Source organism: Candidatus Methylobacter oryzae (assembly GCF_003994235.2).
GTDB lineage: Bacteria > Pseudomonadota > Gammaproteobacteria > Methylococcales > Methylomonadaceae > Methylobacter_A > Methylobacter_A oryzae.
The window spans coordinates 18,785-31,931 of the sequence record NZ_RYFG02000082.1 but is presented as its reverse complement, the minus strand read 5'-3'; the positions used below and the strand labels follow the sequence as shown (position 1 = coordinate 31,931).

The window sequence follows — 13,147 nt, the reverse complement described above, 5'->3', positions numbered from 1 at the left end:
GCTTCACCATTCCAAGTGAAACGCCCTGTGCGGACCCGCATGCAGGGTGTTGTGGGGGCTGAGGGTTAGAAACCCTCGGCTACCCGATTAGGCTGAATGCATGACTGTGATCCCATGCTTTTCAAAATCAACGGCACTGACCCCATCGATTCGTTTCTCAAAACACATAAATTGCCCCTTACGAAATGCCACTTTTCCAGCGTGACGATACCCGAGCTTGGTATAAAGCGATATAGCTGAGGGATTTTTTAAGAAAGCATCAAGCCTTATGATGGAGTAGCCCATCGAAACGGCTATATTTTCAATGGAGGACATAAGTTTTGATGCGATACCTTTCCCCCAGTATTCGGGATGTACCATGAGTCTATGAATGACAGCGATGTTTTCAGCGTGATATGCCCAATTCACTTCCTGATACTCAGAATCTTGATTTTCGTTGAGTACCGCGCAGGCTATTAGCAAATCATCAAGGGAATAGAGGTACAAATTTCCCTGGTTGATGTCTTCTTCAAAAGAAATTCGATTTGGATAAGCTTCATCCCATTGATCAATATTCATCTGCTGCATTCGCAATACACAAGCTCCCTTTAGCCGCATCACGGTATCGAGATCATAAGGTGTGCCTAGATGAATAGTCATGTTATGTGTGCCTAACGCCTGAATTAAGCCAAGCCGTGAAACGGCTTCGGCTTGAATGAATTGTTAGCGCCCAGCCAGCGAGCTGTACCGCGCCAAGCGCTGTTCTAGGGTGCCAGTGTGCAGCTCAAATAAGTGGTTGTCGAAATCGTAGAAGTAGAGGGACTGGCCCTCTCCTTCGACGCGGCTCCGAGGAGGTCGAATCTCCACGCCGAGCGCCTGAAGATTAGCGCGGTACCTAGGGAGATCAGCCTCATTCACCGAAAAGGCAACATGCTGATAGGAGCGTTGGGCTGGTGCCTCACCCTCCATGGCCGCGATCCAAACACCACCAAGAAGAAAGAACTTTTCCCGGGACAGTGAGTGGTTTTGGCCGGCACTGTCATAGACCTCGCGCGCCCCCAGCCCCTGGCACATAAAGATGGCCATGCGCTCGAGGTCTTTAACGATGAAGGTGACGTGGCTGATGCCTTCCATGGGCGCTAACGTAAAGCTAACCGGGCGCGGCCCGGAAAGCTGAAAAAACAAAACCGCATTATAGCCGCGCTCCGGTTGAGCGCCATGTTAGGACTCGGCACGGGAAATCTCGGATTGAAAAACTTCAACATCGTGGACGGACTCAAGCTCCAATAAAACTCAAAAAGACAGGAAATCATTAGCGTTCTTAACTAAATGTGATTCTCCCAATTGCTTTTATGCAATTCGCAATTTCCTTTAATTCGAGTTTTGACTTTGATTTGCAGTTTGTTATTTCGATAGCGCAACCTTCTTGGATGGATTTCACAATTTCAATTAGCTCAAGCTTTGAAAATGCCGATCCATCAACAACCAAATTGACACCGCACTTTGCAATCTCAATCAATTCAAGTTTACTCTTATTCATATCTGTGGTTCCCTAATAAAGCCTAACAAGTTATTAAGCTGTTAACAGTATATCTACCACCAAACCTATGCCGCAACAATAAATTTGTGAACTGCAAGGATTTTTCCCTTCCGTATATCATCCAAACTGCGTCAATAGGTGAAATTGGAGGTTGTTATGTTGATCGTTACCGCATCCCTCAGTCAGGCGTTCGAAGCACAGCTTGGTCAGCGCAATATTCCGGATCAGCAACGCCGCGATTTTCATAAGTGGCTTAGGTTTTATCTGGATTTTTGCGCAAAGTACACGTTGGACCCGAAACTTACCGCTAACTTTGCCGGGTTTGATGAAAAATTAAAAAGCAAAGGACAATCCGATACACAAAGACAACAAGCTCGCCGGTCTATTGCCATTTATTACCGAACAATTGGCGTCATTAAATTCTCGCAAGCTACCTCCGGCAATTCATCCGCTAAAAATCCTTCGCCATTGGTGGTGTCAGGCACGCCAAATCAGGCGTCTTCCAAACAGGCCGATTTACCAGCAGCAAAACACGCAATCCCGTTGTCTGCCGTTGCGACTGAACCGAAGAAATTGACGGGGGCCAACTGGGAAGCTATTTATGAGCAACTGAAAAATGCCATCAAGGTACGCCATTATTCGAACAAAACTTGGCAAGCCTACCGCTATTGGCTACAGCAATTTCAAACTTTTACCAAAAGCAAGGATGCCGGCTTGTTGAGTATGAACGATGTCAAAGGCTTTTTGAGTCATCTCGCCGTGAATAAACAGGTCGCCGCGTCAAGCCAGAACCAAGCGTTCAATGCGCTACTTTTTTTATTCAAGAATGTGTTGCAAAAGGAGTTCGGCAAGGTTGAAGGCGTGGTGCGGGCCAAACGGCGGCCATATATTCCGGTAGTATTGTCGCGCCCTGAAGTGGATCGGGTTATCGGATTGCTGGAACCGCCTTATGATTTGATCGCCAAACTATTGTACGGCTGCGGCTTGCGCCTGTTCGAATGCCTGAAATTACGAGTACAGGATTTGAATTTCGATATGCAAGTATTGACGGTGCATGACGGCAAAGGCCTGAAAGACCGCACCTTGCCGATGCCATCAACGTTGACTGCCGAACTTGCCGCCCAAGTAGAGCAAGTGGCGATCTTACATGAGCAGGATTTGGCGGCGAACACTGCCGGGGTGTTTTTACCCAGTGCGCTGGATGTCAAATATAAAAATGCCGCCAAGGAATTTGCTTGGCAATGGTTGTTCCCCGCCAAATCGCTTACTTTGGTGCCGGGCAGTGAAGACTACCGGCGTTGGCATTTGCACGAAACACACGTGCAACGAGCAATTAAATCAGCCGTGCGCAAAAGCCGCATCGCCAAACGCGCGTCGGCGCATACGTTTCGGCACAGCTTCGCCAGTCATCTTTTACAGGCCAATGTCGATGTTCGTACCATTCAGGAGTTGCTTGGTCACAGCGATTTGAAAACAACGATGATCTACACTCATACAGTACCCAGTGTGACGATTAAAGACGCTAAAAGTCCTTTGGATTTATAAATTAAGTGATGCCAAGTTTTGGCTGAATGAGCCAGTTTGCAGTCAGTGATCAAAGATTCTTCTACGGCCGATAATGGCCGAAAAGAAGCTGTCAATGTCAGGTTTAATCAAAACTAATGCTTGAAAGTTGCCGGATCAAGTTTGAGACTTTACAAATTTGATCCAATCATTTTCCTGCATTTCTCACATTCCTGTAGGTTACGTAGAAGCAGGAGTTCTATTTTTCGCAGACCACGTCTTACCGTTGGATAGGCGTACGATCAATTAATATTCAACATTCGCCGCCGTCTTTCACTCGTTCATACGGTAAATATCTGTCACTATGCAAGCGATTTATTAGCGGTTATCATGGCGTTTGGCGCCTGCCCGGAAGAGCGGCGCATTAACCGGTAAATCATTAGTTTTTTAATACTCTTTTTCGTCGTAGCAAACGGTTTTAAAAGGCTTTTGGTTGCGTGTCCATTAAGCTTCTGAACCCTACGAGGAGATTGATTTATGGCTGTTTCACTCACTAAAGGCGGCAACATCAGTCTGTCCAAGACTGACCCGACCCTCAAAAACCTGATTGTCGGTCTTGGCTGGGATGCAAGGCCTACCGACGGCGCGGATTTTGACCTGGATGCCAGTGCGTTTATGGTTAAAGAAGACGGTAAGGTCAGGTCCGACAGCGATTTTATTTTCTACAACCAGACCAAATCCACTTGCGGTTCGGTTGAGCATACCGGCGATAACCGCACCGGGGCCGGTGACGGTGACGATGAAGCGGTTATTGTGCTGCTCGACAAAATACCGGCCGATATTCAGCGCGTCGTTTTTACCGTCACTATCCATGAAGCGGAAGCGCGCAAACAAAATTTCGGCCAGGTATCGAAAGCTTATGTCCGGGTAGTTAATAAGGACTCGAATACCGAAGTCGCCAGATACGATTTAAGCGAAGACGCATCTATTGAAACGGCAATGATTTTCGGCGAAATCTACAAACACGGCACGGAATGGAAATTTAAAGCCGTAGGTCAAGGCTATGCGGGGGGATTGGCTGCCCTGGCCCGTCAATACGGAATTAACGTCTAGCGGCAACACTCCACTCATAACGACAATTCACTAAAAATATCGATAATAATCAGGAGAGAATCATGGCTGTATCACTTACCAAAGGCGGTAATGTTAACTTAAGCAAAGAAGCACCGGGCTTGAATAAAATCGTAGTCGGATTAGGCTGGGACGCCCGGGCGACCGATGGCGCGGCGTTCGATTTGGACGCCAGCGCTTTTTTGGTCAAGATGGACGGCAAGGTCCGTTCGGATAGCGATTTTTGTTTTTATAACAACAAGGTGGTCGGCGACGGCGCGGTTCAGCACTTGGGCGACAACACCACCGGCGCAGGCGACGGCGACGATGAAACCGTCAAGGTTGAATTATCGAAGGTGCCGGGCGATTTGGACAAAATCGTGTTCGCTGTAACGATTCATGAAGCCGAAGCGCGTAAACAGAACTTCGGCCAAGTCAGCCATGCTTATATTCGCATTGTTAATGAAGAGGGCGGTGCGGAAATTGCCCGTTACGATTTAAGCGAAGACGCCTCAATCGAGACTGCGATGATTTTCGGTGAAATCTACCGGGTCGGGGCAGACTGGAAGTTTAAAGCCGTCGGCCAAGGTTTTGCCGGTGGGCTTGGGCCTTTAGCCGCTTCTTTTGGGGTTAACGTTTAATTGCCCAGATTGTTTGAACCAATACCGTAACTTCACCATTAACTCCGCAGTCAGGGCAAAATCGGTTAAGTGCGTAATAGCCGGTAAAGCAGTAATTAAAATATTTTATTCGCCACGAAGGCACGAAGGACGCGAAGTTTTTTCTTCGTGTCTTTCGTGCCTCGGCAATTGCTCCTGCATTGCTCTACCTCCTGCATCCATGCAGTCGTTCGTGGTGATAGCGTTTTAAGCCTTTTGTAGATTTGCCGGTCATTAAGGGGACGTTAACACTCACTACAACAAATCATCTATCGAGGTAATATCTATGGCTATTAATTTACAAAAAGGGCAAAAAATTTCGTTGTCCAAAGAATCCGGCGGCGCACTGAGCAAGGTCGTCATGGGGCTGGGATGGGATGCTAAAGCAGCTCCTGTCGGCAAGTTGAAAAGTTTGTTTGGCGGCGGCGGAAGCGGCGACTCGATTGATTTGGACGCTTCTTGCGTGATGTTCGACGATAACAACAAGGTTGTCGACATCATTTATTTCGGTCAGCTGAAAAGCAAGGACGGCAGCGTTGTGCATACCGGCGACAACCGTTCCGGCGTCGGTGACGGCGACGACGAACAGATCAAGGTTGATCTGGATAAAGTGCCGGCCAATGTTAAATCGCTGGTATTTACCGTTAATTCATTTTCCGGCCAGACTTTCGATCAAGTTGAAAATGCGTACTGCCGCATTATCGACAGCGCGAATGATTCCGAAGTTGCCCGTTATACCTTGAGTTCGCAAGGCTCCCATACCGCGCAAATTATGGCAAAAGTGTATCGCCATAATGGCGAATGGAAAATGCATGCGATAGGCGAAAACGGAGTCGGCCGAACCATCGATGCGTTGTTGCCGCAAATTATCATCCATCTGTAGGCATCAATGAGAATTTGGTTTAATCTTACATTTTCTACCATACAATCCGTATTTAGAAATCTTCGCCAGTCGGTTCCGGCTGGCGAAATCACGCTGATTTGCACTCACACCCACCCCCACGCTTCCGCCTTTCTGGCCGCGGACGAGAGTTACCTTGAGCCTGCCGATCTTGTTGAACAAGAGTATCTTGAATGGTGCGTGGATTTTTGCCGGCAGCACAATATCCAGTTGTTTTGGCCCGGCAAGGAAGCGGTGCTGATCAGTAAGCATCATGAGTTTTTTCAGTCGATTGGCGTGCAGGTGCTGTCGGTTGCCGATTTCGATACCTTGGCGTTATTGCATAACAAGGCCGATTTTTATGCCGACTTGAGTGCAAGCGTTGCGCAAACGATGGATTTTATTGCCGTCAGTGACAGTGAAGCATTCGATTCCGCCGTGTCTCAGTTATCGGTAAAGCATCAAAAATTATGCGTTAAGCCGGCGGTTTCGGTGTTCGGCTTAGGATTTCGAGTTCTGGATACGGAGCGCGACAGCATTACTCAAATCCTTAAAGGCGTTGAATACCAAGTCCCGCATCAGGAGTTGCGGCAGGGTATGACTAACACGCCGGAATTTGCGACCTTGCTGGTCATGGAGCATCTGGGCGGTCCGGAATGGAGCGTCGATTGCGCCGGGCGGCACGGCGAATTGCTGTGCGCGGTGCAGCGTAAAAAATCTCAGTTGCCGGGCGGTGGGCAAATGATCGATAACAATGCCGATATTGACGGCATGGTGACACGGTTAACCGCGCGCTACCGGCTTAACGGCTTGTTCAACATCCAGTTTAAGGAAGGCGCGCACGGCGTGCGTTTATTGGAAGTCAATCCGCGTCCGTCGGGCGGTTTCGGCATGGCTTGCCTGGCCGGCGCCAACCTGGCGCAGATCGCTTTGCGAAGCATTAGAGGCAAAGGATTTCAAACGCCGGCTATTCGTTACGGGCTTAGGGTGAACGAGATCAATACGCCGGTCATAATCGGAAACGATTTGTTGTCAGTAACAAATTGATAGAGAGCCATAGTCATGAGTAACATCGATCCGTTTGAAGTTGTCGAAAGCGAAGCCATTCCCGGCGCGGTATTGGAGGTCGTTCAATATAAAGCGCTAAAAGGTTCCGATGACTTGGATGTTGCGGAAAAAGTGTTTTTTGCCAACCAGGCCGAGATTCACTTAAAAATGATCCGGGTGAAATTGGACCGAAGCGAGCTGCTGATCGAACCGGGTGCTTTGTATTTTATGAAAGGCAGCCTGCAACTCGAATCGACGACTCAGGGAGGTATTGCCAAAGGCTTGATGCGCAAATTCATGACCGGCGAAACCTTGTTCCAGTCACGGATTAAAGGAACCGGCGAGATTTATTTGGAACCCAGCTTCGGACATTATTTGTTGTTCAATATCGATAATGACGCGTTGGTTTTCGATAAAGGCGCGTTTCATTGCGCCACTGCAACGTTAGAAGTCAGCGCGCTTATGCAGAAAAATGTCTCCAGCGCATTGTTTGGCGGCGAGGGATTTTTCCAGACCCAGGTCAAAGGTTCGGGAATTGTGGTTTTAAACTCGCCGGTTCCGGTTTCGGAACTGCTGATGTACGAGTTGGCGGCCGGGGAAAAATTGTCCGTCGACGGCAATTTTGCGTTGGTAAGAACAGCCGGCGTCAGCTTCCAGGCGGAAAAATCCGGCAAGTCGCTGTTTCAATCGGTCACCAGCGGCGAAGGCTTATTGCAAACGTTTACCGGCCCCGGCATGGTCTGGATTGCGCCAACCCAGGGCGTATACAACAAGATGAAAATGGCCGACAGCATTGCCAATTTGAGTCACCCCGAAGGCAGCATGGGGACAAGAACTTGATAACGATAGAGCTAGATACCGGAACTTTGCAGCTTAAGCTGGAGCCCGGACATATCCCGCTTAAGCGCTTACTGGGTTTTGCGGCCAGGGTCAGCAGCAAGCGCAAGTTTTTGTTGGTCAGCAAGATATTGGGCAAGCATTATCCGGTATCGCCGAAGCTGATGAGCTGGTCGTACCGGGCTTTGGCGCGAATGGCGTTAAAACGCGGGGTAGGGGCCGGTTCGGTCTGGATCGGCATGGCGGAAACCGCAACCGGCCTGGGCTACGGTGTGTTTGAAGCGGCTTGCCGCGAAGGTGCTGAACAAGCTTTATTCATCCAAACGACACGCTATCATCTGGACCGCATCGAACGGCTTGAGTTTGAAGAAGCGCATAGTCACGCTACTGACTTTTTTCTGTATTATCCTGAACAATTAAAACACCGGGAGCTGTTTTTAACGGCCGAAACGCTGGTGTTAATCGACGATGAAATCAGTACCGGCAAGACTTTTCTGCGCCTGATTAAAGCCTACCAACGGGTTAACCCTAATCTGCGCAAAGTGTTTATTGTCAGCTTGGTCAATTTTGCCCATCCGGATGACCGCGCGGCTTTGGAAAATCAAGCCGGTGTCGCGGTCGAATGGGTGTGTTTTCGGCAGGGACTGTTACATTTTGAGGATAAGCAAAACGCCGCCATCGACACCATTACCGTCAACGTTTCCGGTAACGGCGCCTGTAAAAAAGCGCTGCTGGCTTGGCCGGGACGCCTGGGTTTAGATGCGCCGATCGGCTTGGAAAACGATGTGGTCGAGCAGTTATGTAACAGCGGATTAAAGCGCGATCAGCGCCCGCTGCTGGTTTTGGGCACAGGCGAATGCAACGCTCCGGCTTATCTGTTGGGGCGGGAACTGGAACGCCAAGGCTTTAAAGTCAAAGTGCAAAGCACAACGCGCTCGCCGATTCATCAAGGCAACGATATTGGCCGCGTGTGCGAATTTAAAGACAATTATTACGACGGCATTCCGAACTTTATTTATAACCTGGATACGGACGATTACAGCGACATTATCCTGTGCCATGAAACGCCGCTGTGCGCGTCGTTAAACGATAGGCTGCACGCATGGCAAGCGATTAGCGCAAGATTTGAATTGCAACCCGGTAAACCTCATGCAAAGCTACATTTTTTTAGACCTTGACGATACGCTGTTCCAGACGTTGAGGAAATGCGCGCCGGGTGCGGATTTGCAAGTGCGGGCTTTCCTGCCCGACGGTACGGCTAATTCATTCGCCACCAAAAAGCAGCAATGGTTGTGGGACTGGTTTTCCAAGGGTTTTAAGATTGTGCCGGTAACGGCGCGCGATGTGCATGCGTTTGAGCGCGTCAACCTGCCGTTCCGGGAAGAGGTGGTGTTGAATCATGGCGCAGTTATCATGGATAAACAGCGCGCGGTCGATAAAGTCTGGTTGGATCGCATCATGCAAACTTTGCCCGAGTACCATCAAAAGTTGTTGGAGGTTTGGGCCGAAATTGAGTTGTATGCAAAACGCCATGCCGGTTTTAAGCCTCGGCTGGTCGACGATTTCGGCATAACCTGGTATGGCGTGATCAAGCATAGCGACGGTACCGAAGCGGTATTAAAAACGTTGTTGGATGAAGTCGTAAAGCCACATCCGCATGTTGCTGACGGCAGCCTGTATTGGCATTTGAACGGTAACAATCTGGCGGTATTGCCGAGAACAATCAACAAAGAAAGCGCGGTCAGTTATTTGCTGGAAGGCTACAGAAAACAGCATCCCGAATTGCTGACCTTTGGCGCAGGAGACAGCAAGACCGATGCGCCGTTCATGGCGTTGTGCGATTATGCATTGATTCCTAAAAATACGCAGTTGTTTCAAACGCTGGCTTTTGCCGATACGCAATAGAACACGGATTGGACTGATTCAGACGGATTACGCTGGTTTCCAAGCTCCTGCTTGGGAACCAGCATGCAGGAGAGGGAGCTTTTTGCTTAATTTAATAGCAGTGGCGCAGGGCGTGGGAACGAGAAAACTTTATCTCTAATATTTTTATGAAAAAAAAACGGATATTTATCAGTGTTCATCAGTCCAATCCGTGTCATCCGTGTTCCATTTATTGCCGAATAACTACTAAATGACCATTCCTTTCACCGGCAGTTATAACTTAGACGACGTACAGTTCCTGCTAAAGCCGATCGCGATGCAGGATACGCCGATCCATATCAAGGAAGCGCTGATTCAATCCGGCAAGAAACATTATTCGGAGATGCTGACGCATGAGTCGTTGCCATCCGAAAGTTATTTGCAGTTGTTTCATCAAGCAATGGCTTTGAATGGGCAACGCATGGCCGAGCATTTACTGGTGTTGGCCAAGCGCATAGTAGAGACCCGGCCGCACGGCATTACGCTGGTTTCACTGGCTCGGGCCGGAACACCGGTCGGCGTGCTGCTGAAACATGTGCTGAAACGTTATTTCGATACCGAGGCTAGCCATTACTCCATTTCGATACTGCGCGATGTCGGCATCGATCAGAATGCTTTACGCCATATTCTGCAAAGCCATGCGCCCGAATCGTTGGTTTTTGTCGATGGCTGGACAGGGAAGGGCGTTATTGCACGGCAGTTGGCCGTCAGCTTGCAGGCCTTTGCCGATACCGACGGCGTCAGCATTTCGCCTGAATTATATGTACTGGCCGATTTATCGGGCAGCGCGGCTGTTGCCGCTGGCTCGGAGGATTATCTGATCCCGTCGTGCATCCTGAATGCGACCGTATCGGGATTGGTCAGCCGTTCGGTTTACGATCCGCAAACGGCCGCGCCGGCCGATTTTCACGGTTGCGTTTATTACCGGCAGTTTGAGCAACACGATCTATCCCGTTATTTCATTGATACCTTGCTGGCCGGCGTTGAACAGGCGTGGCTAAAATACCCGCAAGGTTTTGGAACGGTTGAGCATGACCGTCTACAATTACAACGTATTTCAGAAAAATTATTGGCATGGATTACCGCGCGTTACGGCGTTAAAAAACACAACTACATTAAGCCCGGTATCGGCGAAGCGACGCGGGTTCTATTGCGCCGCGAAGCTCAGGTATTGTTGTTACAGGATTTTGACTGCGAGGCTACGCGTCATTTACGCTGGCTGGCCGAATCCCGGTCCATTCCGATAGATATTCACACCGACTTGCCGTACCGCGCAGTGGCGTTAATTAAACGACTTGCAGGGATGCAGGACGACTGCAAGGATGCAGAAGGTACGACCCCACGGATGGGGGAGGTAGAATCGCGTCTGGAACAGCGATCGAGAGCAACGCATGGAGCAGTTGCCGAGGCAGAGTAATGCAGGAGCAATTACCGAGAGATGCAATTATGAGTAAATCGCCAAAATCTTTTTCGCCTTGGTGTTTAGGCGCGTCACTGTATATGCCCGCGCATCGGCTCGACCTGATGGATTGCGCCAACGGCGAAAAACTGGCAGCCGTGCGTTCAATGATTTTTTGTACCGAAGACGCCGTTTCCGATGCCGATGTACACAGCAGTCTGCGCCATTTAGGGCTTTGTTTGCAGGGATTTAGAGACACGCCGGGCCGGTTCCGCTTTATTCGTGCCAGAAATCCCGGCGTGCTGGCGCGTTTGCTGGCGCTGCCGGGCATTGAAAAAATCGACGGTTTTGTGCTGCCGAAATTTAACGAAAGCAACTTCAATGCTTATTTCGATCAATTGCAGGGAACTGCGTTTAAAGTCATGCCGACCTTGGAAACCAGGGACGTTTTTGACGCCGGTGCGATGCGCGAATTGCGCCAGGGCTTATTGCAGGATGACATTTTTACGCGGATATTAATGCTGCGGATTGGCGGCAACGATTTGATGAACCTGTTAGGCATCAGGCGGCCAAGAAATATGACCTTGTATGAAACGCCGCTGGGGCATGTGATAGCGCAGTTGATTACGACATTTAAACCCTACGGTTTCTCGCTGTCGGCGCCGGTATTCGAATACTTGGAGGATGCCGCCACTCTGCAAAAAGAGATTCGCCAGGATTTGGCGCATGGCTTGATCGGTAAAACCGCCATTCATCCTACGCAAGTGCCGATTATTGAAGCGATGTACGGCGTCGATAGCGAAGACTATGAAATGGCGGTGGCGTTGAATCAAAGTTCGTCTCCGGCGGTGTTCAGGATGCATGACGCGATGTGCGAAGTAGAAACGCATAAACAGTGGGGCCGGGCTATTATCGACAGGCGGCAACACTACGGCGACAGGCGCACACAGGCCTTGCCGGAATATGCCGAATCGTCCTGTTTGACCGATATTACGCAAGTCTCGGACAGGATGGGCTGAAGTACGAAGCCTATGCTATGGCTTCGTTAAATAAAAATAAGAAAAAGGGGGGTGAATGAGTAATCGTATTGATTTGGTTGCCGGGCAGAATTGCCCATTACCGACGACGTCGCTTCATGTTTTGGTCAATCACGGGCAAGGGGCGTCGGGCATGACTGTCGACGTCAGCGCTTTTTTGCTTAACAGCCAGGGCAAAGTATCGACGGACGAGGATTTCATCTTTTTTAACCAGCCGGCCCGAACCGAGCAGGGCGTTTTGCTTGAACCGGACCAGGGCCGGTTTACGCTGCATCTTGACCGCACCGGCGGCGACATCCAGAAAATTGCGCTGGCAATGACCATTACCGACGGTCAGGCAAAAGGGCAAAGCTTCAGCCAACTTAAAAACGTCAGCGTTTTGATCAAGGATTTTTTAAGCGGCATCGAAATCGCCTGTTTTTATCTCGAAACCCAGCAAAACAAGGAATCGGCATTGATTGTCGGCGAGTTTTACCGGCATCAGGATAAGTGGAAGTTTCGCGCTGTCGGGCAGGGTTTTATCGGCGGGCTACAGCCTTTAGCCGAGTTTTACGGCGTCGACGTCGGCGAAGGCGAATCTGCGGCACCGGCGCCGCTGGGAAAATTGAACTTGAGCAAGATCACGTTGGACAAAAAAGGCCAATCGATTTCGCTGGAAAAAACTACCGATCCCGGCGAAATAGTGGTCAACCTGAACTGGAATGCGACACCGGTTAAATCGGTCGGTTCTCGTCACCATGCGCCCGAAGGCATCGACCTGGATTTGGCCTGTCTTTGGGAATTCGAGCAAGGCGAAATCGGCGGCGTACAAGCCTTGGGCGGTCATTTCGGCAACTTGCACCAGTTCCCGTTTATCGAACTGGACCAGGACGACCGCAGCGGCCGTTCGGTCGGCGGCGAAACATTACGCATCAACGGCAAGTATCTGCACGAGTTCCGCCGTATCCTGATTTTTACCTTTATTTACGAAGGCGTGCCGAACTGGTCGCATGTCGACGCGGTCGTCACGATTAAAAGCAAAGACCAGCCGGATATAGAAATCCGTCTCGACAGTTACCGCGACGACCAGTTTCTATGCGCGTTGGCGATGCTCGAAAACATCAACGGCAAGCTTCAGATCACCAAGCTGATCGATTATTTTGCCGGCCATCAACAAATGGATCGCGCTTTCGGTTGGGGCTTAAACTATGCTCCAGGCAGCAAATAAAGCTGAGTTGAGCAGCTTGCCTGCTC

At 49.8% G+C, this 13,147-nt stretch carries 14 protein-coding genes; 11 read left to right on the top strand and 3 right to left on the bottom strand.

Annotated elements, in window-relative coordinates:
• Positions 1-87 precede the first annotated feature (87 nt).
• From EKO24_RS08770 to EKO24_RS08760, 3 genes are all read right to left on the bottom strand, one after another.
• Complete coding sequence (locus tag EKO24_RS08770) at positions 88-639, bottom strand: GNAT family N-acetyltransferase (RefSeq protein WP_127030130.1); 552 nt, start codon at positions 637-639, stop codon at positions 88-90.
• Between the two features lie 63 nt (positions 640-702).
• The gene (gene fosX, locus EKO24_RS08765; protein WP_127030129.1) at positions 703-1,113 is read right to left on the bottom strand and encodes a FosX/FosE/FosI family fosfomycin resistance hydrolase; all 411 of its coding nucleotides are present in this window, start codon (positions 1,111-1,113) and stop codon (positions 703-705) included.
• A 187-nt stretch (positions 1,114-1,300) separates the two neighbouring features.
• Positions 1,301-1,519 carry a hypothetical protein gene (locus EKO24_RS08760; RefSeq protein ID WP_127030128.1) on the bottom strand — a complete coding sequence of 73 codons (219 nt, stop codon included), beginning with the start codon at positions 1,517-1,519 and terminating at the stop codon, positions 1,301-1,303.
• 156 nt (positions 1,520-1,675) lie between these two features.
• Between EKO24_RS08760 and EKO24_RS08755 the strand changes: the two genes are divergently transcribed.
• The 11 genes from EKO24_RS08755 to EKO24_RS08705 all read left to right on the top strand — a co-directional run bounded on the left by EKO24_RS08755 (position 1,676) and on the right by EKO24_RS08705 (position 13,121).
• A complete protein-coding gene (locus tag EKO24_RS08755) occupies positions 1,676-3,064 on the top strand; it encodes an integron integrase (protein WP_127030127.1) in 1,389 nt (462 codons plus the stop codon).
• 495 nt (positions 3,065-3,559) lie between these two features.
• Positions 3,560-4,135, top strand: a complete 576-nt coding sequence (locus tag EKO24_RS08750) for a TerD family protein (RefSeq protein ID WP_127030126.1) — start codon at positions 3,560-3,562, stop codon at positions 4,133-4,135.
• Between the two features lie 62 nt (positions 4,136-4,197).
• The gene (locus EKO24_RS08745) at positions 4,198-4,773 is read left to right on the top strand and encodes a TerD family protein (RefSeq protein WP_127030125.1); all 576 of its coding nucleotides are present in this window, start codon (positions 4,198-4,200) and stop codon (positions 4,771-4,773) included.
• Between the two features lie 304 nt (positions 4,774-5,077).
• Positions 5,078-5,674: a TerD family protein gene (locus EKO24_RS08740; RefSeq protein ID WP_127030124.1), complete on the top strand. Its 597-nt coding sequence runs from the start codon at positions 5,078-5,080 to the stop codon at positions 5,672-5,674.
• 6 nt (positions 5,675-5,680) lie between these two features.
• The gene (locus EKO24_RS08735; RefSeq protein ID WP_127030123.1) at positions 5,681-6,718 is read left to right on the top strand and encodes an ATP-grasp domain-containing protein; all 1,038 of its coding nucleotides are present in this window, start codon (positions 5,681-5,683) and stop codon (positions 6,716-6,718) included.
• A 15-nt stretch (positions 6,719-6,733) separates the two neighbouring features.
• On the top strand, positions 6,734-7,558 hold the full coding sequence (locus EKO24_RS08730; protein WP_127030122.1) for an AIM24 family protein: 825 nt from the start codon (positions 6,734-6,736) through the stop codon (positions 7,556-7,558).
• A complete protein-coding gene (locus tag EKO24_RS08725) occupies positions 7,555-8,733 on the top strand; it encodes a phosphoribosyltransferase domain-containing protein (protein WP_127030121.1) in 1,179 nt (392 codons plus the stop codon). Before EKO24_RS08730 ends, EKO24_RS08725 begins: the two co-directional genes overlap by 4 nt.
• Entirely contained in the window at positions 8,705-9,460 is a 756-nt protein-coding gene (locus tag EKO24_RS08720) for an HAD family hydrolase (protein WP_127030120.1), read from the top strand. The genes EKO24_RS08725 and EKO24_RS08720 overlap by 29 nt, the downstream gene beginning before the upstream one ends.
• A gap of 229 nt (positions 9,461-9,689) precedes the next feature.
• The gene (locus tag EKO24_RS08715) at positions 9,690-10,895 is read left to right on the top strand and encodes a cysteine protease StiP domain-containing protein (protein WP_127030119.1); all 1,206 of its coding nucleotides are present in this window, start codon (positions 9,690-9,692) and stop codon (positions 10,893-10,895) included.
• Between the two features lie 29 nt (positions 10,896-10,924).
• Entirely contained in the window at positions 10,925-11,896 is a 972-nt protein-coding gene (locus EKO24_RS08710) for an HpcH/HpaI aldolase/citrate lyase family protein (protein WP_162853345.1), read from the top strand.
• Positions 11,897-11,951: 55 nt separating this feature from the next.
• Entirely contained in the window at positions 11,952-13,121 is a 1,170-nt protein-coding gene (locus EKO24_RS08705) for a TerD family protein (protein ID WP_127030117.1), read from the top strand.
• Positions 13,122-13,147 lie beyond the last annotated feature (26 nt).